Below are 22,632 nucleotides of genomic sequence, written 5' to 3' on the forward strand. Positions count from 1 at the left end.
GGGCGGCCGGACGCCGCCGCCCCGGCGTCGTGGCTCAGATCACTTCGTAGGTGATGATCGCGTCCTCGACCTCCGTCTGCGTCGCGCCCAGCACCCGGATCGTGAAATCGCCGATGGCGATCTCGGTGCCGTCCGCGACCTCGGTCACGGTGAATTGGGAGGCGTCCTCCACATCGAGGTAGATCACGTCCTCCAGTGCATCGAGCGCCTCGATCACGTCGACCTCGCCCGCCCCGAAATCGTGGAACTCGAAGGTGTCGGCCCCGAACCCGCCGCGCAGCGTGTCGTTGCCGGCGCCGCCATCCAGCACGTCGTTGCCGCGCCCGCCGGCCACCAGGTCGTCGCCGGTGCCGCCGAACACGTAGTCGTTGCCGGCGCCGCCATAGCCTTCGTCGTCACCGGCCCCCAGCAGAACGATGTCCGCGCCGCCGCCGCCGCCGGCGGTGTCGTTGCCGTCGCCGCCGTCGACCAGGTCTTCCTGCCGGCCGCCGCCAAGCTCGTCGTCGCCGGCGCCGCCGAAGACCTCGTCGAAGCCGATGCCGCCCGACAAACGGTCGTCGCCCGCACCGCCGCGCACCAGGTCGTCGCCCTGCCCCGCGAAGATGCCGTCCTCGCCGGTGCCGCCGCGGAGCGTGTCGTTGCCGGTACCGCCGCCGATAAGGTCGTTGCCGGCATTGCCGTCGACCATATCGCTGCCGGCCGCTCCGGCGATGTTGTCGTTGCCGGCTCCGCCTCTCAGCACGTCGTTGCCGGCGCCGCCATAGACGCCGTCATCGCCCGTGCCGCCGTCGATGGTATCGGCTCCGGCCAGGCCCAGAAGGTTGTCTTCGCCGCCGCCGCCCGAGATCGAGTCGTTGCCGCTGCCACCGGTCAGTTGATCGTTTCCGTCGGTTCCCACCAGTGTCAGGGGCGGCGCCACCTCGACCACGCGAACCTCATAGCGGTATTCCAGCTCTGACTGGCCCTGCGGCACCTCGACATAAACCACTCCGCTTGCCGGCGCGACATAGCCAGAAAGGCGATAGACGCCGTCGATCTCGTCGCGGGCGACATTCTCCAGCGGCATACCGTCCGCATCCAGCAGCGACACGCCTGTCAGCAGCCCCTCGGCGGCAAGATTCGCGCCGGCCGTCACTTCGATGTCGTAGGACTGGCCTTCCTCGAGGGTCGCGGAGAAGACGTCCATATCGAGGAAATACTCGAATTCGCCGGACGCAGTGCCTTCCGTGCCGAGCGCGGTCGCGGTTTCGGTCGTGTTGCCGTGATCGTCGGGCACGTCGATTTCGCGGATGCGCACTTCGTAATCATCCACCGCGCCGCCGTAGATGTCGACATAGTACCTGCCCGTCTCGGGAACCTCGAATGCTCCCTCGCCGCCGCCGAGCTGCAGGCTGCCGCCGACCGGCGGCGCCTGGAGAATGACGTCGTAGAACGTCGAGGGTCTGCTGGGCACGACATCTATCTTGTAGGTTTGTCCTGCCTGGAGCTCGACCGCGAACCAGTCGACATCGTCCTCGTACTCGAACGTCGCGGCCTGGAGCCGGCCGAGCGCCAGAACCCCCGTCGTCGTATCGTCGGCCGGATAATCGTCCGGAGGCCCGTCGGTGTAGAAGGCCTCCACGCTGTAGGTGCCGATCTGGTCGCCGCCGAAGCCCGCCGCTTCCACGTAATAGGTACCGGAGGACGTAACCGCGAAATCCACGACGGCGGCATCGAAAGTGTCCGCGTTGAAGTCGTCGACCTCGACCAGAGCCTGCCCGGAGGCGTCGCGCACCCGCATCACCGGATCCTCGAGCGTGCCGCCCTGATTGTCCGCCCCGAAGACCGCGATCGTGTAGCCGATCCCGGCCTCGAGATCGATCGCGAACCAGTCGATATCGCCCTCGGTCTCGATCACGCCGCGCGATACGGGACCGTTTACCTCGACGCGGCCGGTCGTGGCCGGACCGGCTGGGAAATCGTCGCTGGAGAAGTCTGGCAGGATCGACAGGCCCTCGCCCGCTATCGCTTCCACGCTGTAGGTGCCGATACCGTTTGCGTCGAAGGCGCCGGCCTCGATGTAATAGCTCCCGGAATAGGGCGCGACGAAACCGGTGAGCGCGGCGTCCCGGGTGTTGACGGTCTCAGCGTCGTCGGAGGAGGCCAGCGGGGCGCCGTCGGCGTCGCGCAGCGTCAGGACAGGATCGACCAGCGTGCCGCCGTCGTGATCGGCGCCGAAGACCGAGAAGCTGTAGGCGGTACCGGCCTGCAGCGTGACCTCGAACCAGTCGGAGTCCTCCGGGGTCTCGATCGTCCCTGCGGCGATCGCGCCGAGGCTCACCATGCCGGTGGTCGAAAGGTCTGCGGTGAAGTCGTCCATGGTCCCTGCCTCTTGCGAACAGAAGTGCCGATACGTGCTTGCCACTAGCTTTAGCGCGGCGCGGCCCGCCCGCCTAGCGTGCTGTGACGCGAGGCGGGCGGGCACGTCCCGTCGAGGATCGCGTCGGCGGCCCGGCGCCGGGCCCGCCAAGCGCGACAGTGCACCGCGCCGCAGCCCCTGCGCCTTTCCCGGCGGCGGCCCGCGCCCCATATTCGGGTCATGCTCAAGCTCACTCCGATCCTTCTGGCCATTCTCTACGCGCTCGGCATGTACCGCGTGTCCGTCTGGCGCACGTCCAGGGAGCTCGACGCGCGTTCGACCGAACTTGCCGACCCCGCACTCAGGCGCCTGACCGACCGTATGGCCGAGGCACTCGACCTGCAGCGCATCCGCGTGCACATCTACGAAATCGCGCCGGTGAACGGGCTGGCCGCGCCGGACGGGCGGATCTTCATCACCCGCGGATTCTACCAGAAGTATCGCGCCGGCGAGGTCTCGGCCGAGGAGATGGCAAGCGTGATCGCCCACGAGATGGGGCACGTCGCGCTGGGGCATGCGCGCAAGCGTATGATCGATTTCTCCGGCCAGAACGCGATCCGCACCGCACTCATGATGGTGCTGGGTCGCATCGTGCCGGGCCTCGGGGTGATGATCGCCAACGCGCTGACCTCGCTGCTCTCGGCGCGCCTGTCGCGCGACGACGAATACGAGGCGGACGCCTACGCCGCGGCGCTGCTGACCAAGGCCGGAATCGGCATCGCCCCGCAAAAGGACCTCTTCCGCAAGCTGGAGCGGCTCTCGGGCGGGGGCGCCGGCGCCATGCCGGCCTGGCTGATGAGCCACCCCAAGACCGAGGAACGCATCGCCGCGCTCGAGGCGCTGGAACGACGCTGGAGATGAGGCGGACGCAGTCGACCGGCCCGGCGAACCTCTCCACCCGCGCCCGCCCCGTGCCCTCCCAGCACCCGGGACCGATCCGCCTCGCCCGCACCCTTTCGCCTCGCGCGCCTCTCCCCTATATGGCACCGACACCCGAGACGGAGGGCATTCCCATGGCCGACACGCGGCGCACCAAGGTCCTGATCATCGGCTCCGGCCCCGCGGGCTACACCGCGGGCGTCTACGCGAGCCGCGCGATGCTGGAGCCGATCCTCGTGCAGGGGATCGAGCCGGGCGGCCAGCTGACCACCACCACCGACGTTGAGAACTGGCCCGGCGACACCGAGGTGCAGGGCCCCGACCTCATGGTCCGGATGGAGGCGCATGCCCGCGCCATGGGCACCGAGATCATCGGTGACTACATCACGTCGCTCGACCTCGATACCCGGCCCTACAAGGCGCATGGCGACAGCGGCACGGTCTACGAGGCCGACGCCATCATCCTCGCCACCGGCGCGCGGGCGAAATGGCTCGGCCTGCCGAGCGAGGAGAAGTTCAAGGGCTTCGGCGTCTCGGCCTGCGCCACCTGCGACGGCTTCTTCTACCGCGGGCAGGAGATCGTCGTGGTCGGCGGTGGCAACACCGCGGTCGAAGAGGCGCTGTTCCTGACCAACTTCGCCTCCAAGGTCACGCTGGTGCATCGCCGCGACGAGCTTCGGGCCGAGAAGATCCTGCAGGACCGCCTGTTCAAGAACCCCAAGATCGAGATGCTCTGGGATCACGGCCTCGAAGAGGTCACCGGCACCGAGAACCCGCTCGGCGTCGAGGGCGTGCGCGTGAAGAACGTGAAGACCGGCGAGATCAGCGAGATCGCCGCCAAGGGCGTCTTCATCGCCATCGGCCACGCGCCGGCGAACGAGCTGGTGAAGGACAAGCTCGAGACCCACATGGGCGGTTACGTGGTCACCAAGCCCGACTCGACCGAAACCTCGATCCCCGGCGTCTTCGCCGCGGGCGATCTGACGGATCACAAGTACCGCCAGGCGGTGACCTCGGCCGGCATGGGCTGCATGGCCGCGCTCGAGGCCGAGCGCTGGCTGGCCGAGCAGGATCTCGACGAAGGCAAGGACGAGACCCTGCCCCTTGGCTACGGCGCCCCGGTGGAACCGGCGGCCGAGTAGCGAGCCCCTCCGCCGTACCGCAACGGCCGCGCCCAACGGCGCGGCCCTCGCTTGCGCAGACAGCGCATGTTTCCGAATCCGGATCCGACCTTCGCTAGCGACCCGCGCCCACGTCACCGGAAATGAGGAAATGCCGTTCAAGCGCCACTGACCGCGCCCGGCCGGCGACGTGCACGCCTCTGGACAAGTCGCCGAGGCCGTTCCTCGATATCGTCGGACGCAACGGGTCTAACCCGGTGGCAAGCACCGGGCGCGGGGCCAAGCGGTAGCCAGCGATGGGCTGCGGCCCAGCTCAAATCTTGGGATCCAAAAACCTGCGCGCGATCAGTCTTTCGCTGCAAGACGGCCGTCAGTATCGTAAGCCGCATGAGAGAAAACGGAACCCCAACCGTGAGGGGCAACGTCGCCGCCTCCTCTGGTGAGGCACCCGGTGCCAACCGGGTAAATGGTGCGGTCGAGAAGACTCGAACTTCCACGGGTATTACCCCACAGCGACCTCAACGCTGCGCGTCTACCAATTCCGCCACGACCGCACTGTCTGGCTTTGGGTAGCGGGCGTATAGACGAGCCATTCGGGGTTGTGAAGGGCCTTGGGGCGAAAATTTCGCGCGGCTGTCGCAAGGGCAGCCGAAGACGTGTCAGCGCGCCGCCTGCCAGCGGTCGGACACCTTCTCGAACCGGCTGCGAGAGAGCGTCTCGAAGCGGTCGCCCGCGTCCGACGCGCCGAGCCGTTCGATCGTCACCGCCGAAGGATCGAGCGTCAGGACATTGAAATCGTTCGGCTCGCCACGCACCCGCGTCGATAGGCCGGTGCCGGCCTGGACCAGGAGCAGCCCGGCGGCCGCCTGCACCGGGCTGGCCCGCCAGACGTGAAGATGGCCGCAGAGCAGGATGTCCGCCCCGCGGGCTGAGAGCACGCGCAGACCGGTGGAGACCCCGCGCATCGGACGCTTGGTCACGCCCGGCGCGTCCTCGGGCGGATGGTGCAACGCGACGATGCCGAGGCCCCGCCCCTCGCGCGGCGCGGAGAGGCATCTCTCGGCATGAGCCAGCGCGCTCCAGCGCAGCCGGCCGCGCTGCAAGGCGCGCGGATCGGCGGAATTCAGACCACAGACCACGTAGCCGTCCCCGGCATGGGTCGGTTGCAGGTCGCGCGAGATGTGGCGGCGGTAGCGCGCCCAGGGCCGCACCATGCGCACCGCGACATTGTCGAGCGGGGTGTCGTGGTTGCCCGGTACCGCGAGGATCGGCGCGTCGAGCCGGTCGAGGAAAGCGCGGGCGGCGCGGAATTGCGCGTGCCGTGCCCGCTGGGTCAGATCGCCGGAGACCACGACGAGTTCCACCCCCGCCGCATTGATCGCCTCGGCCAAGGGCTCGGCCAGCTCCGGCCGGTCGCGGCCGAAATGAAGGTCCGAAAGATGCGCGATGCGCGCGGTCATGACCAGCTCTGCGCGTCCTCCGGCGCCGGTGCGACCACGTGCAAGGCGGCGCGGTGCATGCGGAAGCGGAACGGCGTCTCGAGGCGGAACCGCTCGCCGTCCATCGCCAACGTCTGGGTGCGGCGCGAGGTGGTGATGGTGATCTCCTCGCCCGTGAAAAGCTCGAAGTCGCGGTTGAGCACCATACCCTTGGAAGCGAGCCGCAGCGCGCGCAGGAGAAGCTGCCAGCGCGTCGAATCGGGGGCCAGATAGAGCGCGAACCGCCCCGCCTGGACCTCTTCGGCGCCGGCGAGATCGTAGTGCCGTAGCTGGAAGGCGCTGCGGCCGATGAAGGCCAGCGGCGTCTTGCGGCGGATCGTCTTGCCCCCTGCCTCGACCTTCATGCGCACCGGCCTGCGGAAACTGAGGAAGGTGACCAGTACCGACCAATGCGCCGCGATCTGAGAGCGTCCCCAGCGGCGATAGGTGCCCTCGCGCTCCCGCAGGACCTCCGGATAGACGCCGAGACTGGCATTGTTGAGGAAGACGTGGCCGTTCACCTCCCCCACCGGTACCGCCCGCGCCTCGGCCTTGGCCAGGAGGTCCACGGCCGCGTCCAGATCCTGCGGGATGCCCAGACCGCGCGCGACGAAGTTGAAGGTGCCGAGCGGCACGATGCCGAGCCGCCGGCCGCTCCCTGCGACCTGCCCCGCGACCGCGCTGATGGTGCCGTCGCCGCCGGCCGCGGCGATCGTGCCGAAGCCGTCCTTCATCGCGCGCTGGCAGGCATCGGCGAGGCCCTGCCGGGGGGAGATGCGGCGCAGCTCGAAGCGGCCGGGATGGCGGGCGAAGGCGGCCTCCAGCCGCTCTGCCCGCCCCGACGCATCGCCAGCGCCCGAGCCGGTATTGAGCAGCACGCAGATGCGTCGGTCCGTCGACATGACGACGGCGCTCTGGTCGGCGTGGGGGTTGGCGAGAAAACTCATCAGGGAGGTGTCCGACTGGCAAAGTGTCGGGATGGAACGCCGCCCGGCAGACCCGGTTCCGGCGGGGCCGGCGAAAGGCCGGCGTTGCGCCCACGTCTGCGTGATTGCGCTGCCACGTTGACCCGCGGAGGCCGGCGCCGTAACCACGCAGCTATGGTGGAATGGCGGATCGAACCGGGGCTGACAGACTACGCCGGCGCGGTGCAGGCGATGGAGGCGCGCGCCGCCGACATCGCCGCGGGACGCGCCGACGAACTGGTGTGGCTGGTCGAGCATCCGCCGCTCTACACCGCCGGCACCAGCGCCGATCCCGCCGATCTGCGCGCACCGGACCGCTTTCCGGTGCACGAGACGCGCCGCGGCGGGCAATACACCTATCACGGGCCGGGCCAGCGCGTCGTCTACGTCATGCTCGACGTCGGCGCCCGGGGGCGCGACGTGCGCCGCTTCGTCGCCGACCTGGAAGCCTGGGTGATCGCGGCCCTGGCGGAGTTCGGACTCACCGGTCATATCCGCGACGGACGCGTCGGCGTCTGGATCCAGAGGCCGGACAAGCCGCGCACCGCCTCGGGCGCCGTCGCCGAGGACAAGATCGCCGCCATCGGCATCCGCCTGCGCCGCTGGGTCAGCTTTCACGGAATTTCGATCAACGTGGAGCCGGACCTGTCGCATTTCGACGGGATCGTGCCCTGCGGCATCACCGAACACGGGGTGACGAGCCTTGTCGATCTCGGCCTGCCGGTGACGATGGCCGACCTTGACGTCGCGCTCGCCAGGAGCTTCTCGGAGGTGTTCGAGGCGCGCACGCCGCATCCCGCCTAAGCGTCGGCGGGCAGGTTTGGAGCGAGGGGCCATCCCCTCGCGCTCCCCGGGATACTTGCGGGCAGATGGATGCCACGGCGCTGGACGCGCGACCTTGCCCGCAATGGATAGCGGGCGTGGCAGCGCCCCGAGCCCGGGCGCAACGCTTCGCGGGACGCCCATGTCGGCAGCGCGGATCAGCTGCCGCGCGAGAGCAGCACGTGACGCAGGATGTCTCCGCGGGTCAGGCCAAGCTCGGCCAGTTCGTCGTCCGACAGCCGCCGCAGGTCGGCGGCACGGCGGGCTATATCCCGGCTGCGCCGGTCGAAAGGCGTGTCCAGGAGGCCGCGCAGACCCAGCCCCGGCAGCGGGCGGCGATCGGCAGGCAGGGAGGTGTCGAAAAAGGCCATGACGGCGGCTCCTCGGCAGAAAAGGGCCAGAACAGGGTTTGGTGGCGTAATTTTCTTACTCTACCCTATGCGCGAGTTTTCGCCCAGTCAGGAAATCCGTGCCCGGAGACCCTTGACGCACGATATTTGCCTTGTGTGGCGGCGGCACCATGGCGCGCGGCGAATCGGCGAGGGGGCGCTATATGCCGGCCTGTCGCCGCATCGCGCCTTGATCTGCGACAAAATTCCCGGACATGCGGCAAAAGCTGTCATTGCCGCGCCGACAGGAGTTTCCTAAAACCGGCGCATAGGTTGCAGGGCGCGGGCAGGATCTGCCCGGCGCCCCCGTCGCACAGAGCAGGAGGCTTACATGGCAGACGCCGCCGTCCACGGCCATGACCACGAGGACTCGCGAGGGTTCTTCACGCGCTGGTTCATGTCCACCAACCACAAGGACATCGGGATACTCTACCTGATCGTCGCGGCGGCGATGGGCTTCGTGTCCGTCGCCTTCACCGTCTACATGCGCATGGAGTTGATGAGCCCCGGCGTACAGTTCATGTGCATGGAAGGCGCCCGGCTCTGGCCCGCGGCGGTCGAGAACTGCACCCCGAACGGGCACCTGTGGAACGTGCTGATCACCGGCCACGGCATCCTGATGATGTTCTTCGTGGTGATCCCCGCACTCTTCGGCGGCTTCGGCAACTACTTCATGCCGCTGCAGATCGGCGCGCCGGACATGGCGTTCCCGCGCCTCAACAACCTGTCCTTCTGGCTCTACGTGGCCGGCTCGACACTCGCGGTGTGTTCGGTCCTGTCGCCGGGCGGCAACGGCCAGCTCGGCTCCGGCGTGGGCTGGGTGCTCTACCCGCCGCTGTCGGTGCGCGAGGGCGGCTTCTCGATGGATCTGGCGATCTTCGCGGTGCACGTCTCGGGCGCCTCGTCGATTCTCGGCGCGATCAACATGATCACCACCTTCCTGAACATGCGCGCGCCGGGCATGAGCCTCTTCAAGGTGCCGCTGTTCTCCTGGTCGATCTTCGTGACCGCCTGGCTGATCCTGCTGTCGCTGCCCGTTCTCGCCGGCGCGATCACCATGCTGCTGACCGACCGCAACTTCGGGACAACATTCTTCGACCCGTCGGGCGGCGGCGACCCGGTGCTCTACCAGCACATCCTGTGGTTCTTCGGGCACCCCGAGGTCTACATCATCATTCTGCCCGGCTTCGGCATCATCTCCCACGTCATCGCGACGTTCTCGCGCAAGCCGATCTTCGGCTACCTGCCGATGGTCTGGGCGATCATCGCCATCGGCGCGCTCGGCTTCGTCGTGTGGGCGCACCACATGTACACCGTCGGCATGTCGCTGACGCAGCAGTCCTACTTCATGCTGGCGACGATGGTGATCGCGGTGCCCACGGGCGTGAAGGTGTTCAGCTGGATCGCGACGATGTGGGGCGGCTCGATCGAGTTCAAGACGCCGATGCTCTGGGCGTTCGGCTTCCTGTTCCTGTTCACCGTGGGCGGCGTCACCGGCATCGTCCTGTCGCAGGCCGGGATCGACCGGGCCTATCACGACACCTACTACGTTGTGGCACACTTCCACTACGTGATGTCGCTCGGGGCCGTGTTCGCCATCTTCGCGGGGATCTACTTCTACTTCCCCAAGATGACCGGCAAGATGTATCCCGAATGGGCCGGCAAGCTGCACTTCTGGGCGATGTTCATCGGGGCCAACCTGACCTTCTTCCCGCAGCACTTCCTCGGCCGCCAGGGCATGCCGCGCCGCTACATCGACTACCCGGAGGCCTTCGCGCTCTGGAACCACGTGTCGAGCTGGGGCGCCTTCCTGTCCTTCGCGTCCTTCGTGTTCTTCTTCGGCGTGATCGCCTACTCGCTCCGCAAGGGTGAGGCTCAGACGGCGAACAACCCGTGGAACGAATACGCCGACACGCTGGAATGGACCCTGCCTTCCCCGCCGCCGGAGCACACGTTCGAGCAGCTCCCGAAGCGCGAGGACTGGGACCGCTCGCCGGCGCACTGATCCGGCCCGCAAGACAGACGCAGAAGGGCCCCGCATCGCCGGGGCCCTTTCGCATTGCAGGGGCGGCAGCGCCCGACCTCGAGGTCAAACTTCGTTCGACAGCGCCGCCGACGGTGCTAGAACCGTATCCGACATGCCCTATCGCTGGACCGACGACACACAGGGATACCCGGCCGAGCTGACGCTCTGGCCGCACAACTCGCTGCCGCCGGCGGGATTCGCGGCCTTCATCCTGGCCACCTTCACCATGGCGACGCTGCCTCTCTATGGACTTCTCGGCACCGTGCTCCTCTGGGGTCTGCTGCCGTTCCTGTTGATCGCGCTCGGCGGCCTCTACTGGGCGCTCAGGCGCAACGAGGCGGACCGCCGCATCCTGGAGATCCTGACGCTGGAGCGGGAGCGGATGCGCCTGGTGCGCCACAACCCGCGCGGCGCCTGCCAGGAATGGGAAGGCAACCCCTACTGGACCCGCGTGACGCTGCATCCAAAGGGCGGGCCGGTGCCGTTCTACGTCACGCTCTCGGGCGCCGGCCGCGAGGTCGAGATCGGCGCCTTCCTTTCCGAGGATGAGCGCAAGGCGCTCTACGACGAGCTGTCGACCCGCGTCCGGGCGATCGCGTCCCCCTGATGGCGCAGGAACCCGCCACCTCGAAAGCGTCCCGCGCCGCCCGGCTGGCCCTCGCTCGTCTCGCGCCGGCCAGGGCGGCCGCCACGGCAGGTCTGGCCGCGTCCGAACGGGCGGCGCTGGACCTGCGCGCCGCCGGCCCGCCCCACCGGCCGGCGAAGGAGGTGATCTTCCTCATCCCGCTCGTCAGCCCGGATCACGTCTCCGACTGGCCGGCGGTGGAGCGGCGGCTCGGCGCGACGCTGGAGAGCCTGCGCCGGCAGGACGCCCCGTCCTGGCGCGCATTGATCTGCTGCCAGGTGCCGCCCGCGCTGCCCGACGATCCGCGCATCCGCCACTTGCCCTTCGACGACCCGGCACCGGGCAACGACAAGTGGCGCAAACTGCGCGCGCTCGTCTCCGCCATGGCCGCGGACACGCCGCACCCCGCCTACGTGATGAGCTTCGATGCCGACGACCTCCTGCGGCAGGGCACGGTGGCCGAGATGCTGGCCCGGCAGGAACCGGGCTACCTCGCCGAGACCGGCTTCGTGCGGGACGTCGCCACCGGTCATGTGGCGCTTGCCGGGCCGCGCACCCCGCGCCTGCCGCTGCGCAAGCCGTTCTGGAAGCTCTGCGGCTCCTGTGCGGCGCTCCTGCACGATCCGGCGCAGCCGCAAAGCGCCGCCTTCCTCGCCGAGATGACGCAGCACGAACACCGGATGTTTCCCTATCTCGCCGCGCTCGCCGGCCGGCCGCTCGCGCCGCTGTCCCGGCCATCGGTCCTCTACGAGCTGAACCACGGCGAGAATTTCGGCGCGCGCCGCGGCCGCGTCGGCTTCAAGACCCGCTTCGTCGCGCGCTACCGGGTCACCGATGCGGACACTCTGCGCGAGGTCATTCGCGACTTCCCCTGACACGGGCGCCCCGCCTCCCCGTCCCCTGCTTCTTTGGGCCCCGAAATACTCCGGGGGCATGGGGGCAGCGCCCCCATACGGGGGGTTTGGGGTCCTACCCCAAATATGGTGGGCGCGCGGCAGCGCGCACCGCAGGATCAGCCGGCGAGCCGCGCCTTCACCTTCGAGCCCACCGCGCCAAAATCCATCTGGCCGGAATGCCTGGCTTTCAGCACGCCCATCACCCGACCCATGTCGCGAATCGAGGTGGCGCCGACCTCGCTCACCGCGTTCTCGACCGCTGTGTCGACCTCGCGTTCCGACAGCCTGCGCGGCAGGAATTCCTCGATCACGTTGATCTCGGCCTCTTCCTGTTGGGCAAGGTCCAGCCGGCCGCCTTCCTCGTAGGTGCGCGCGCTTTCCCGGCGCTGCTTGACCATCTTGCCCAGGATCGAGAGGATCTCGGCGTCATCCACACCGCTGCCCTCTCCGCCCTCGCCCCGGGCCGCGATGTCGCGATCCTTGATCGCGGCGTTGATCAGCCGCAGGGTCGACAGGCGCGTGGCGTCCTTGTCCTTCATCGCCTGCTTCGTGGCCGCGCCGATGCGTGCTCGAAGGTTCATCCGCTTACCCATCCCCATGGTCGCAAGGGCGCAAGATAGCCAATGACACCGCGCGGCGCAACGGCCCGTGCCGCAATGCCGCAACTCGCCTCATATCATGTAAATCAACGACTTATGGGAAAAATGCCGGGGTTGTCGTTCCCGGCCGAAGCCCGTATATCACTGGACGATTTGCCCCGGACACAGCAGGAAACCGCCATGGCCCCGACCCCCACCGCCTGTCTCGCGCTCGCCGACGGCACCGTGTTCTACGGACAGGGCTTCGGTGCCGCCGGCCAGACAGAGGCCGAGCTGTGCTTCAACACCGCCATGTCCGGCTACCAGGAGATCATGACCGACCCGTCCTATGCCGGCCAGATCGTGACCTTTACCTTCCCTCATGTCGGCAATGTGGGCGTGAACCCCGACGACGACGAGACGCAGGACCCGGTGGCCGCGGGCATGGTGGTCAAGTGGATGCCCACCGAACCCTCAAACTGGCGCGCGGCCGAACGGCTGTCGGACTGGCTGGCCCGGCGCGGCCGCATCGCAATCGGAGGGGTGGACACGCGACGGCTGACCCGGGCGATCCGGCAACTGGGCGCCCCGCATGTCGCGCTGGCCCACGATCCCGAGGGCCGCTTCGACATCGAGGCCCTGATCGCCCGGGCCCGCGCCTTCCCCGGCCTGACCGGTCGCGACCTCGCGCGGGGCGTGACCTGTGCGCAAAGCTACCGCTGGGACGAGATGCGGTGGGCCTGGCCCGAGGGCTACAAGCGCCAGACCGAGGCGCGCCACCGCGTCGTCGCCATCGACTACGGCGCCAAGCGCAACATCCTGCGCTGCCTCGCCTCCGCCGGCTGCGAGGTCACGGTCATGCCCGCCAGCGCCACGGCCGAGGACGTGCTCGCACAATCGCCGGACGGTGTCTTCCTGTCCAACGGCCCCGGCGACCCGGCGGCCACCGGCGAATACACCGTGCCGATGATCCGGGGCGTGCTGGAGAAGGACGTACCGCTCTTCGGCATTTGCCTCGGCCACCAGATGCTGGCGCTGGCGCTCGGCGGGCGTACGGTCAAGATGAACCACGGCCATCACGGCGCCAACCACCCGGTGAAGGAGGTGGAGACCGGCAAGGTTGAGATCACCTCCATGAACCACGGCTTCGCCGTCGACGGACAGTCGCTGCCGACCGGGGTGCTGGAGACGCATGTATCGCTCTTCGACGGGTCGAACTGCGGCATCCGGATGGCCGACAAGCCGGTCTTCTCGGTCCAGCACCACCCCGAGGCGAGCCCCGGCCCGCAGGACAGTTTCTACCTGTTCGAGCGCTTCGCCGCCTCGATGGACGGCCGCTGAGGGGCAGGAATGCCTAAAATTCGGCGCGTCATGTAAACGGTTCTTTACCGTTAACGCAAGGTTAACCAGTCCTCCGCACAAACTGCCTCCACGGGTTTGGTGCGAGGTATGGCATGTCCGATGCGACCGACGACCCCGGCGCGCTCTTCGCGCTGCCGCACGCGCGCGATCGGGGCCGGCCGATGGGCGGGCTGATGATCGACCGCTGCGGCATGGCCGCCGCGGAGTTGCTCGACGCGCTCGGAGAGGCGCAGGCCACCGGTCTGCCGCTCGACCGTGTGCTCACGGCGCAGGGGCTGGCCGAGCCGGAAGAGGCGCTGCGCATGCTCGGCCGGCATTTCGGGCTGCCCACGGTGGACGTTGCCACGACCCCACCCGATCCGGAGCTCGACGGATTGCTTCCGCCCGACCTCTGCCTCGCTTGGCGGGTGCTGCCCTGGCGCGCGGCCGGCGACACGTTGATCGTCGCGGCTACCGATCCGGCCACGATCGAAGCCCTGCGCCCGATACTCGCCGACAGTTGGCCGCAGATCATGCCGGCCCTGGCTCTCGAGGCCGAGATCGAGACCGAGATCGCGCGCCGGCACGGCTTGCGCTTCGCGGAGGCGGCTGCCCAAGACGTGCCCGACGACGTGAGCTGCCGCGACCTCAACCTCGCACAGCCCGGCGCGCGCCGCGCGGCGCTCGCGGCTGGCATCCTCTGCCTCACGGGGCTCGCGCTGGCGCCGGGGATGTTCTTCCTGTGTGTCGCGGCGGTGGCGATGCTGTCAATGCTGGCCTGCCAGGGACTGAAACTCGCCGCCGCGCTGGCCGCCCCGCGCGCCCCCGCGCCGCCGACCACCCCGGCACAAGCGCCGCGCCCGGTCGTCACCCTGCTGGTCCCGCTCTTCCGCGAATCCGAGATCGCCGGCACGCTCGTCGAGCGGTTGAAGCGCCTGAGCTACCCCAAATCCGCCCTCGACGTCGTGCTGATCCTGGAAGAGGCCGACGACGCCACGCGCCGCGCGTTGTCCCGGGCCGATCTGCCGCCCTGGATCCGCGTGATCCAGGTGCCGCAGGGCCCGGTGACCACCAAACCCCGCGCACTGAACTATGCCCGCCGCTTCGCGCGCGGCGAGATCATCGGCGTGCTCGACGCCGAGGACGCGCCGGCGGCGAACCAGGTCGACCGGGTGGTGGCGCGCTTTGCCGCCGCGGGCGAGGACGTCGCCTGCCTCCAGGGCGTGCTCGATTTCTACAACCCGCACGCAAACTGGCTGTCGCGGATGTTCGCCATCGAATACGCGACCTGGTTCCGTCTGGTTCTGCCGGGGCTCGCCCGGCTCGGCCTCGTGATTCCGCTTGGGGGCACCACGGTCTACCTGCGGCGCAGCGCGCTGCAAGCGGTCAGCGGCTGGGACGCGCACAACGTGACGGAGGATGCCGATCTCGGCGTGCGTCTGGCGCGGCACGGCTACCGCACCGAACTCATCGCAACGGTCACGCTGGAAGAGGCGAACAACCGGCTTTGGCCCTGGGTGCGGCAGCGTTCGCGCTGGATCAAGGGTTACATGATGACCTGGGCGGCCCACACCCGCCGGCCCGGCGCCCTTCTGCGCGACTTGGGGGCCTGGCGCATGGCCGGGATGCAGATCCTTTTCCTCGGCACCATACTGCAGGCGCTGCTGGCGCCGGTGCTGTGGACCTTCTGGGCCGTGATCTTCGGCCTGCCGCATCCGGCCTTCGACCACCTGAACGACGCGCAGGCGCGCGGCCTCGTCACTCTGTTCCTGACCTCGGAGGCGGTGACGCTGGCGGTCGGCCTCGCCGCGTTGGCCCGCAGCCGTCACACCGGGCTCAAACGCTGGGTGCCGACGACGCTGTTCTACTTCCCGCTCTCGGTGGCTGCAGCCTACAAGGCGCTGTGGGAGGTGCTCCGCGCCCCGTTCTACTGGGACAAGACCATGCACGGCGCGTCCCTGCCCGACCACGCCACCGCCGATCGCACGGCCGAGTGATCACCCGGTCTCGCGCGAGAAGCTGTCGGCCTTCAGCCGCGTCACGAAGGCGGTGGAGATGTGTTCGCGCAAGGCCGCGGAGGCGCCGGCCTCATCCCTGCGCCGGATCGCGTCGACGATCTTGCCATGCTCCTTCAGCGCGACCGTGCCCCGCCCTTGCGCCGCCAGCGACGTCGTCGCCATCAGCGCCATGGACCGGTGCACGAGATCGAGCTGCTGCACCAGGAACCGGTTGTGCGAGGCAAGGTGGATCTGCGTGTGAAAGCGCCGGTTCGCCCGCGCCAGCGCCTTCGAATCGTCCAGGAGCGCGTGATCGGCCTCCACCATCTCGGCCAGAACGAGGATCTCTTCCTCGGTGGCGTGGCGCGCAGCGAGGCGGGCGGCGAGCCCCTCGAGCTCCGTGCGCACGGCGTAAAGCTCGGACATCTGGTTGTGATCGAGCGAGGCGACGATCAGCGACCGGCCGTCGCGCGTCAGCAGCGACTGCGTCTCGAGCCGTTGCAACGCCTCGCGGATCGGCGTGCGGCTGACCCCGAAGCGCTCGGCGAGGTCGCTTTCGACCAGGCGGTCGCCGGGGCGGTAGATCCCGGTGTCGATCGCCTCGAGGATCAGCGCGTAGGCGTCTTTCTGGCCGGGCCGTGCGAACGACATGAATTCTCGCTCCCTTGAACGTGACGGGCAGGATAGCCGCGGGGCGCGCGCCCGATCAAGCCGGGCCTTGGCAAGCACCCCGCGCCGCCCTAAGCCCAAGCCCATGCAGGATGCCTTTTCCCATGTCGAGACCTGGGTTTTCGACCTAGACAATACGCTCTATCCGCCGCAGACCCGGCTCTTCCCGCAGATCGAGGCGCGGATGCGCGCCTTCATCATGCGTGAACTCGGCGTTGCGCCGGAGGAGGCGGACCGCCTGCGCGACCTCTACTGGCGCGAACACGGCACCACGCTGGCCGGGCTGATGGCGCGTCACGCGGTCGACCCCGACCCGTTCCTGCAGGACGTGCATGACATCTCCTTCGACGTGCTGGAACCGTCGCCGGCGCTCGCCGCCGCCATCGGGGCGCTGCCGGGGCGGCGGATCGTCTACACCAACGGCACCGCCGATTACGCGCAATCAGTGCTTGCCGGGCTGAAGCTGACCGGCCTGTTCGACGCGGTCTATGGCGTGACCGAGGCCGGCTACCGTCCGAAGCCGGAGCGCGCCGCGTTCGAGACGGTGTTCGCCGCCGACGGTCTGCACCCCGAGCGCGCGGCGATGTTCGAGGACGATCCGCGCAACCTCGCCGTGCCGCACGCCATGGGCCTGAGGACGGTGCATGTCGCTCCCATCCCGGCGCCGGACGAGCACATCCACCACCACACCGACGACCTTGCCGGCTTTCTCGGCCGCCTCGCCTGAGTCCTGCGGCGCTTTGGCTGTGGTCAAGCGCCGCCCCCGCGCCTACCTGCGGAGCATGAGCAGCCGATACGACATACTGATCTCCGGCGGGGGCATCGCCGGGCTTGCCGCCGCCGCAGCCTTCGGGCGCGCGGGCTTCGACGTCCTCTGCGTCGATCCCGCGCCGCCGGTGACGGAGCGCGACGCCGAGGGCGCCGACCTGCGCACCACCGCCTTCCTGCAGCCGGCGCGGGATTTCCTGGACCGCGCTGAATTGTGGGATCGGCTGGCCCCGCACGCCACGCCGCTGCAGGTCATGCGCATCGTCGACGCCGGCGGCGAGGTGGCCGAGCCGCGCACGGTGCGCGACTTCGATGCCGCCGACATCTCGGACGCGCCGTTCGGGTGGAACCTGCCCAACTGGCTGATCCGCGGGGTGCTGCTGGACGCCATCGCCGAGCTCGAGAACGTGGAGCTGCGGCACGGCACCGGCACGCGGACCCTGTTGACCCGCACCAGCGCGGCGCGCGTGGGACTGACCGACGGCACGATGATCGAGGTGCCGCTGGTGATCGCCGCGGACGGCCGCGCCTCGCCCATGCGGACCGCTGCCGGAATCGGCGTGCAGACGCTGCGTTTCGGGCAGAAAGCGCTCGCCTTCGCGGTCACGCATCCCGAGCCGCACGGTAATGTCTCAACGGAGATCCACCGCAGCGGCGGGCCGTTCACGCTGGTCCCCCTGCCCGACCACGAGGGCCGACCCTCCTCGGCCATCGTGTGGATGGAGGACGGGCCGGAGGCGGAGCGGCTGTCCGGTCTGCCGACTGAGGCGTTCGAGGCGGAGATGACGGAGCGGTCCTGCGGCGTGCTCGGGCCGCTCACTCTCGCCTCGCGCCGCACAATCTGGCCGATCATAGCGCAGGCGGCGGACCGGATCCGCGGCGAGCGGCTCGCGCTGGTGGCGGAGGCGGCGCATGTCATGCCGCCCATCGGCGCGCAGGGGCTCAACATGAGCCTGCGGGACCTCGACGCGCTGCTGACGCTCGCGCTGCGCCATCGCGCAGATCTCGGCGGGCCGGAGATGCTCGACCGCTACGCCCGGACTAGAGCCGGCGACATGCGGCTGCGGGTCGGCGGCATCGCCGCGCTCAACCGGATCAGCCAATCGGCAAACCCGGCGGTACAGGACCTGCGGGCCGCCGGGCTCGGCGCGCTCTACGATCTGGCGCCGGTGCGCCGCACCCTCATGCAACTCGGCCTCGGCGCGCGGAGCTGAGCCGCGCGCCAGATCGCTCAATGGTAGGTCAGCTCTCCGACGACGCTGCGCCATTCGCCCGATGACAGCATCTTGCGATGGGTGTACCGGATCGAGTGCAGCGGCCCCTCGATGCTGTCCTGCCAGAACTCGATGAATTCGAACAGGCGCGGGTGATCCGGCGCCAGATCGTATTCCTGCCAGACGAAGGTGTTGAGGACGTTCCGGTAATCGGGCATCCGGTAGAAGATCTCCGCGGTGGTGAGCCCGTAGCCCTGCAGCATCAGTTCGGTCTCGCTCAGCGACATGCACATACCTCTCTTTTCTTGTGTTGTAGAGAAGATGATGCCGCGTATTTCTTAGTTTTCAACGAAAACAGCGTGTTAGCCACCTCAGCCGCTGGCTGCCAACCAGCGCGGACCGGGGCCCATTGCACCCCATATCCGGGCTCTGATATACAATAAATAACAAGATATAGAAAACGCACAGGCGGACAGAACACGTGAACGACACGCCCGAACCCCCTGATAACGAAGACGAAAACAGCGGCACCCGCCCCACGCCGAGCGGCGGGCCGACGGTTTCGATCCTCGAAGAGATGAAATCGTCCTACCTCGATTACGCGATGAGCGTTATCGTGAGCCGGGCGATCCCCGACCTGCGCGACGGGCTGAAGCCTGTGCATCGCCGCATCCTCTACGCGATGTACGAGACCGGCAACACGCACGACAAGTCCTACCGCAAGTCCGCCCGCCCGGTCGGCGACGTGATGGGTAAGTACCACCCGCACGGCGACGGCGCGATCTACGACGCGCTGGTGCGGATGGCGCAGGACTTCTCCATGTCGCTGCCGCTTCTGGACGGTCAGGGCAACTTCGGGTCGATGGACGGCGACAACCCGGCGGCCATGCGCTACACCGAGGTCCGCATGGACCGCCCGGCCTCCTACATGCTGGCGGACATCGACAAGGAAACGGTCGATTTCCAGGACAACTACGACGGCAAGGACCGCGAACCGTCCGTCCTGCCCGCACGCTTTCCGAACATGCTGGTCAACGGTGCCGGCGGCATCGCCGTCGGCATGGCCACGAACATCCCGCCGCATAACCTCGGTGAGGTGATCGACGCCACGCTCGCCCTGATCGAGGAGCCGGACCTGTCGTCCGAGCAACTCATCGACTACGTGCCGGCCCCCGATTTCCCGACCGGTGGCATGATCCTCGGCCGCTCCGGCGCGCGCAAGGCGTATCTTGAGGGCCGCGGCTCCGTGATCATCCGGGCCAAGACCCGGATCGAGGAGCTCCGCAAGGACCGCTACGCCATCGTCATCGACGAGATTCCCTACCAGGTGAACAAGGCCGCGATGATCGAGAAGATCGCCGAGGCCGCGCGCGAGAAGCGGATCGAGGGCATCGCGCACGTTCAGGACGAATCCGACCGCTCCGGCGTGCGCGTGGTGGTGGAGCTCAAGCGCGACGCGACGCCCGACGTGGTGCTGAACCAGCTTTTCCGCTTCACGCCGATGCAGACCTCCTTCGGCTGCAACATGCTGGCGCTGAACGGCGGCAAACCGGAACAGCTGACGCTGCGCAAGTTCCTGACGTCCTTCATCGACTTCCGCGAAGACGTGGTCGCCCGGCGTACCGCCTACCTGCTCCGGAAGGCGCGGGAGCGCAGCCACATTCTCTGCGGTCTGGCCGTGGCGGTCTCGAACGTGGACGAGGTCGTCGCGACAATTCGCGCCTCGCAGGACGCCGCCGAGGCGCGCGAGAAGCTGATGGAGCGGCGCTGGCCCGCGGATGAGATCGCGCCCTATATCCGGCTGATCGACGATCCCACGCACACCATGAACGACGACGGGACCTACAACCTGTCCGAGGCGCAGGCCCGCGCGATCCTGGAACTGCGTCTTCAGCGGCTCACCCAGCTCGGCGTGAAGGAAGTCACCGACGAGCTCGAGGAGCTGGCCGGCAAGATCAAGGAATACCTGGAGATCCTCGGCTCACGCGAGCGGATCATGGGCATCATCGCCGACGAGCTGGCCGAGGTGAAGGAGCTTTTCGCCGTCCCACGCCGGACGGAGATCGCCGATTGGGCCGGCGACATGGAGGACGAGGACCTCATCGAGCGCGAGGACATGGTCGTCACCGTGACGCAGTCCGGCTACATCAAGCGCACGCCGCTGTCGGACTTCCGGTCCCAGCGGCGCGGCGGCAAGGGCGTGTCGGGCGGCGGCCTGAAGGACGACGACGCGGTCACGACGCTCTTCGTGGCGAACACGCACACGCAGCTTCTGTTCTTCACCACCGACGGGATGGCCTACAAGCTCAAGACCTGGCGGCTGCCGGCGGGCGGGCGCACGTCCAAGGGCAAGGCGATCGTCAACATCCTGCCGATCCCGACCGGCGTGTCGATCGCGGCGATCATGCCCGTCGACCGGGACGAGGACGATTGGGACGATCTGCAAATCGTCTTTGCCACATCGGGCGGCGACGTGCGCCGCAACGCATTGTCGGACTTCACCAACGTCAAGCGCAACGGCAAGATCGCGATGGAGCTGCCGGAGGGCGTGACGCTGGTGAACGCACGCATCGCCTCGGGCGAGGACGACGTGATGCTGGTCACCGACGCCGGCCGCGCGATCCGCTTCCCGTCGACCGACGTGCGCGTCTTCAAGGGCCGCAAGTCGACCGGCGTGCGCGGCATCCGGCTGCAGAACGGCGACAAGGTCGTGTCGATGTCGATCATCCGGCATTTCGAGGCCACCTCGGACGAACGCGCCGCCTATCTCAAGATGCGCCGCGCGGTCGCCGGATTGTCGGACGAAGCGTCGGAGACCGAGGACGAGGAAGGCAACGCCAACGCCTCCATCGGGCAGGAACGCTACGCGCAGATGTCGGCGGCCGAGAATCTGATCCTCACCATCACCTCGAAGGGCACGGGCAAGCTGTCGTCGAGCCACGACTACCCGGTGCGGGGGCGTGGTGGCCAGGGCGTCACCGCAATGGACAAGGCAATGCGCGGCGGCGCCGTCGTGGCGTCGTTCCCGGTGGAAATCGACGACCAGATCATGCTCGCCACATCGCGCGGGCAGTCGATCCGTGTGCCGGTCGAGGGGATTTCCTTCCGCTCGCGCAGTGCCGGCGGCGTCCGCGTGTTCAACACCGGGCAAGGGGAAGAGGTCGTCAGCGTCGCATGGATCGCCGATCAGACGACCGAAGATGACGCTTCGGAACCCGACCAGAACTAGATGCGTTTGGATCACTGAGGCCGCAAAGCTGCAAACACGTTATTGCAGCTTTGCGGGCATGTGATAAAGAAGAGTGCGCCGCCGAGACGTCGCTTTTCACATCCGGCGCCACGACCCACTTGCGCGCTGTTCGCGCTCTTCTTCAGCTTGTGAAGGTCACGGACCGGCATGGACAATTGGGACGATCTCCGCTTTCTCGTGGCGCTGTCGAAGGCCGGCACCATGACGGCGGCCGCAAAGCACCTCGGAACCAATACCGCAACCGTCTCCAGGCGGATCGAGCGGCTTTCCGAGCAACTCGGCACACCGGCATTCATAAAGACGACGGATGGCTGGCGCCCGTCGGACGCGGTGGTGCGCCTGATCGAGGTAGCGCAGGCCTTCGACGGCACGCTGCAGAGCGTTCTGAACGACGAGACAGCGCGCCATTCCAACGAGCCGGTCAAGATCAGCATCGGCTCGATCCCGATCGTGACCTCACAGGTGCTCATTCCCGGGCTGCAGCGGCATGGCAGCATGCTCGACGGCGTGTCGATCACCTTCACCGATCGCGTATTCCGGGAAGGGTTGGGCGAGAACGACCTCGTCGTCATGTACGGCCAGCCGGACAGCGGACGGATCGTCACGCGAAAGGCCGGGCAGCTTTCGTTCCGGCTCTACCAGCAGAAGGACGTTGCCATTTCGGATAGCTGGGCCGGTCTGGGTGAGGCGCACGACGCCTATCCGCCGATGCAGCAGGGGTTCGCCCGCTTCGCCCGGGCCCCCAAGATCCGCGTCGATTCCTTCATCGCGCTCTTCAGCCTGATGAAGATGACCGGCCTGCCCGGGCCGCTCCCCGACGTGCTCGCGGCGCAGGACCCGGCCTTCGTGCCCCTGGAGCTGGAGCCGACGCATGCGCCGTTCCAGGCCGATTTCTGGCTGATGTTCCACGAAACCCGCCGAAGCGATCCGGCGATGCGCACCGTGGTCGAATGGATCGCCACCTGTTTCGAGGATATCGCGCAAGCCAACCAGAGCGTCGCATCCGCGACCTGATCGACTGATGCAAGGCCGTCTTTGTGCGGGCCTTGCTTGAGATCCCGTCAAGGTTGTGCGCCTTGTTGCAGGCGACGATACGAGCAGACCGGGCATGACCCGGCTCCACCTGATCGCCACGCTGCTTGCGCCTCTCATCGCATTTTGGCGGCTGGCGCTACGGCTTCGTCCGGGCCGGCCGGAGCACCATGCTCCGAGACGA

The 22,632-nt window shown here is 68.2% G+C and carries 19 protein-coding genes and 1 tRNA gene; 12 read left to right on the forward strand and 8 right to left on the reverse strand.

The annotated features are described in order from the left end of the window. Window positions 1–34 precede the first annotated feature (34 nt). Window positions 35–2,359, reverse strand: coding sequence for a calcium-binding protein (locus tag F3H57_RS12485; protein ID WP_188129678.1), 2,325 nt, complete (start codon window positions 2,357–2,359; stop codon window positions 35–37). Between the two features lie 219 nt (window positions 2,360–2,578). On the opposite strand from F3H57_RS12485, the gene F3H57_RS12490 reads away from it, so the two are divergent. After that, window positions 2,579–3,259, forward strand: a complete 681-nt coding sequence (locus F3H57_RS12490; RefSeq protein ID WP_149756247.1) for a M48 family metallopeptidase — start codon at window positions 2,579–2,581, stop codon at window positions 3,257–3,259. 152 nt (window positions 3,260–3,411) lie between these two features. Beyond that, window positions 3,412–4,419: a thioredoxin-disulfide reductase gene (gene trxB, locus F3H57_RS12495; protein WP_149756248.1), complete on the forward strand. Its 1,008-nt coding sequence runs from the start codon at window positions 3,412–3,414 to the stop codon at window positions 4,417–4,419. A 446-nt stretch (window positions 4,420–4,865) separates the two neighbouring features. Here the strand turns inward: trxB and F3H57_RS12500 are convergent. From F3H57_RS12500 to F3H57_RS12510, 3 genes are all read right to left on the reverse strand, one after another. After that, window positions 4,866–4,952 (reverse strand) — tRNA-Leu (locus F3H57_RS12500). Between the two features lie 105 nt (window positions 4,953–5,057). Continuing rightward, the gene (locus F3H57_RS12505; protein ID WP_149756249.1) at window positions 5,058–5,858 is read right to left on the reverse strand and encodes a metallophosphoesterase family protein; all 801 of its coding nucleotides are present in this window, start codon (window positions 5,856–5,858) and stop codon (window positions 5,058–5,060) included. After that, window positions 5,855–6,823, reverse strand: a complete 969-nt coding sequence (locus F3H57_RS12510; protein ID WP_149756250.1) for a diacylglycerol/lipid kinase family protein — start codon at window positions 6,821–6,823, stop codon at window positions 5,855–5,857. The genes F3H57_RS12505 and F3H57_RS12510 overlap by 4 nt, the downstream gene beginning before the upstream one ends. Between F3H57_RS12510 and lipB the strand changes: the two genes are divergently transcribed. After that, window positions 6,800–7,645, forward strand: a complete 846-nt coding sequence (lipB, locus tag F3H57_RS12515; RefSeq protein WP_262504516.1) for a lipoyl(octanoyl) transferase LipB — start codon at window positions 6,800–6,802, stop codon at window positions 7,643–7,645. The genes F3H57_RS12510 and lipB overlap by 24 nt on opposite strands. Before the next feature lie 176 nt (window positions 7,646–7,821). Here lipB and F3H57_RS12520 read toward each other — a convergent pair whose 3' ends face one another. Beyond that, window positions 7,822–8,034 (reverse strand): hypothetical protein, encoded by a 213-nt coding sequence (locus F3H57_RS12520; protein WP_223163070.1) that lies wholly within the window; start codon window positions 8,032–8,034, stop codon window positions 7,822–7,824. A 349-nt stretch (window positions 8,035–8,383) separates the two neighbouring features. Between F3H57_RS12520 and ctaD the strand changes: the two genes are divergently transcribed. From ctaD to F3H57_RS12535, 3 genes are all read left to right on the forward strand, one after another. After that, a complete protein-coding gene (gene ctaD, locus F3H57_RS12525; protein WP_149756252.1) occupies window positions 8,384–10,057 on the forward strand; it encodes a cytochrome c oxidase subunit I in 1,674 nt (557 codons plus the stop codon). Between the two features lie 133 nt (window positions 10,058–10,190). Beyond that, complete coding sequence (locus F3H57_RS12530) at window positions 10,191–10,685, forward strand: DUF2244 domain-containing protein (RefSeq protein ID WP_149756253.1); 495 nt, start codon at window positions 10,191–10,193, stop codon at window positions 10,683–10,685. Next, on the forward strand, window positions 10,685–11,578 hold the full coding sequence (locus tag F3H57_RS12535) for a hypothetical protein (RefSeq protein ID WP_149756254.1): 894 nt from the start codon (window positions 10,685–10,687) through the stop codon (window positions 11,576–11,578). The genes F3H57_RS12530 and F3H57_RS12535 overlap by 1 nt, the downstream gene beginning before the upstream one ends. A 137-nt stretch (window positions 11,579–11,715) precedes the next feature. Here F3H57_RS12535 and F3H57_RS12540 read toward each other — a convergent pair whose 3' ends face one another. Further along, a complete protein-coding gene (locus F3H57_RS12540; RefSeq protein ID WP_149756255.1) occupies window positions 11,716–12,180 on the reverse strand; it encodes a GatB/YqeY domain-containing protein in 465 nt (154 codons plus the stop codon). A gap of 198 nt (window positions 12,181–12,378) precedes the next feature. Here F3H57_RS12540 and carA point away from each other — a divergent pair, with 198 nt between their 5' ends. Both carA and F3H57_RS12550 read left to right on the forward strand, forming a co-directional pair. Next, window positions 12,379–13,518 carry a glutamine-hydrolyzing carbamoyl-phosphate synthase small subunit gene (gene carA / locus F3H57_RS12545; RefSeq protein WP_149756256.1) on the forward strand — a complete coding sequence of 380 codons (1,140 nt, stop codon included), beginning with the start codon at window positions 12,379–12,381 and terminating at the stop codon, window positions 13,516–13,518. Between the two features lie 113 nt (window positions 13,519–13,631). Then, on the forward strand, window positions 13,632–15,515 hold the full coding sequence (locus F3H57_RS12550) for a glycosyltransferase (protein ID WP_149756257.1): 1,884 nt from the start codon (window positions 13,632–13,634) through the stop codon (window positions 15,513–15,515). Here F3H57_RS12550 and F3H57_RS12555 read toward each other — a convergent pair whose 3' ends face one another. After that, a complete protein-coding gene (locus F3H57_RS12555; protein ID WP_149756258.1) occupies window positions 15,516–16,166 on the reverse strand; it encodes a GntR family transcriptional regulator in 651 nt (216 codons plus the stop codon). Window positions 16,167–16,269: 103 nt separating this feature from the next. Here F3H57_RS12555 and F3H57_RS12560 point away from each other — a divergent pair, with 103 nt between their 5' ends. After that, entirely contained in the window at window positions 16,270–16,911 is a 642-nt protein-coding gene (locus tag F3H57_RS12560; RefSeq protein WP_149756259.1) for a pyrimidine 5'-nucleotidase, read from the forward strand. Window positions 16,912–16,966: 55 nt separating this feature from the next. Next, window positions 16,967–18,166 (forward strand): UbiH/UbiF family hydroxylase, encoded by a 1,200-nt coding sequence (locus F3H57_RS12565; protein WP_149756260.1) that lies wholly within the window; start codon window positions 16,967–16,969, stop codon window positions 18,164–18,166. 17 nt (window positions 18,167–18,183) lie between these two features. On the opposite strand, the gene F3H57_RS12570 is transcribed toward F3H57_RS12565, so the two are convergent. Continuing rightward, the gene (locus tag F3H57_RS12570; RefSeq protein WP_149756261.1) at window positions 18,184–18,453 is read right to left on the reverse strand and encodes an usg protein; all 270 of its coding nucleotides are present in this window, start codon (window positions 18,451–18,453) and stop codon (window positions 18,184–18,186) included. A 194-nt stretch (window positions 18,454–18,647) separates the two neighbouring features. On the opposite strand from F3H57_RS12570, the gene gyrA reads away from it, so the two are divergent. Both gyrA and F3H57_RS12580 read left to right on the forward strand, forming a co-directional pair. Continuing rightward, the gene (gyrA, locus tag F3H57_RS12575) at window positions 18,648–21,395 is read left to right on the forward strand and encodes a DNA gyrase subunit A (protein ID WP_149756262.1); all 2,748 of its coding nucleotides are present in this window, start codon (window positions 18,648–18,650) and stop codon (window positions 21,393–21,395) included. A gap of 168 nt (window positions 21,396–21,563) precedes the next feature. Further along, entirely contained in the window at window positions 21,564–22,430 is an 867-nt protein-coding gene (locus F3H57_RS12580) for a LysR family transcriptional regulator (protein ID WP_149756263.1), read from the forward strand. The last annotated feature ends 202 nt before the right edge of the window (window positions 22,431–22,632 follow it).

Origin of the sequence: Roseivivax sediminis, from assembly GCF_900112685.1 — a bacterium.
GTDB lineage: Bacteria > Pseudomonadota > Alphaproteobacteria > Rhodobacterales > Rhodobacteraceae > Roseivivax > Roseivivax sediminis.

What these genes read in the sequence shown, in the direction of transcription:
- F3H57_RS12530 (WP_149756253.1), top strand. Translation starts at nt 10,191, where the DNA reads ATGCCCTATCGCTGGACCGACGACACACAGGGATACCCGGCCGAGCTG.
- F3H57_RS12580 (WP_149756263.1), top strand. Translation starts at nt 21,564, where the DNA reads ATGGACAATTGGGACGATCTCCGCTTTCTCGTGGCGCTGTCGAAGGCC.
- F3H57_RS12505 (WP_149756249.1), bottom strand. Translation starts at nt 5,858, where the DNA reads ATGACCGCGCGCATCGCGCATCTTTCGGACCTTCATTTCGGCCGCGAC.
- F3H57_RS12490 (WP_149756247.1), top strand. Translation starts at nt 2,579, where the DNA reads ATGCTCAAGCTCACTCCGATCCTTCTGGCCATTCTCTACGCGCTCGGC.
- F3H57_RS12540 (WP_149756255.1), bottom strand. Translation starts at nt 12,180, where the DNA reads ATGAACCTTCGAGCACGCATCGGCGCGGCCACGAAGCAGGCGATGAAG.
- F3H57_RS12560 (WP_149756259.1), top strand. Translation starts at nt 16,270, where the DNA reads ATGCAGGATGCCTTTTCCCATGTCGAGACCTGGGTTTTCGACCTAGAC.
- F3H57_RS12565 (WP_149756260.1), top strand. Translation starts at nt 16,967, where the DNA reads ATGAGCAGCCGATACGACATACTGATCTCCGGCGGGGGCATCGCCGGG.
- trxB (WP_149756248.1), top strand. Translation starts at nt 3,412, where the DNA reads ATGGCCGACACGCGGCGCACCAAGGTCCTGATCATCGGCTCCGGCCCC.
- F3H57_RS12485 (WP_188129678.1), bottom strand. Translation starts at nt 2,359, where the DNA reads ATGGACGACTTCACCGCAGACCTTTCGACCACCGGCATGGTGAGCCTC.
- F3H57_RS12570 (WP_149756261.1), bottom strand. Translation starts at nt 18,453, where the DNA reads ATGTCGCTGAGCGAGACCGAACTGATGCTGCAGGGCTACGGGCTCACC.
- F3H57_RS12520 (WP_223163070.1), bottom strand. Translation starts at nt 8,034, where the DNA reads ATGGCCTTTTTCGACACCTCCCTGCCTGCCGATCGCCGCCCGCTGCCG.
- F3H57_RS12510 (WP_149756250.1), bottom strand. Translation starts at nt 6,823, where the DNA reads ATGAGTTTTCTCGCCAACCCCCACGCCGACCAGAGCGCCGTCGTCATG.
- F3H57_RS12555 (WP_149756258.1), bottom strand. Translation starts at nt 16,166, where the DNA reads ATGTCGTTCGCACGGCCCGGCCAGAAAGACGCCTACGCGCTGATCCTC.
- F3H57_RS12535 (WP_149756254.1), top strand. Translation starts at nt 10,685, where the DNA reads ATGGCGCAGGAACCCGCCACCTCGAAAGCGTCCCGCGCCGCCCGGCTG.
- carA (WP_149756256.1), top strand. Translation starts at nt 12,379, where the DNA reads ATGGCCCCGACCCCCACCGCCTGTCTCGCGCTCGCCGACGGCACCGTG.
- ctaD (WP_149756252.1), top strand. Translation starts at nt 8,384, where the DNA reads ATGGCAGACGCCGCCGTCCACGGCCATGACCACGAGGACTCGCGAGGG.
- F3H57_RS12550 (WP_149756257.1), top strand. Translation starts at nt 13,632, where the DNA reads ATGTCCGATGCGACCGACGACCCCGGCGCGCTCTTCGCGCTGCCGCAC.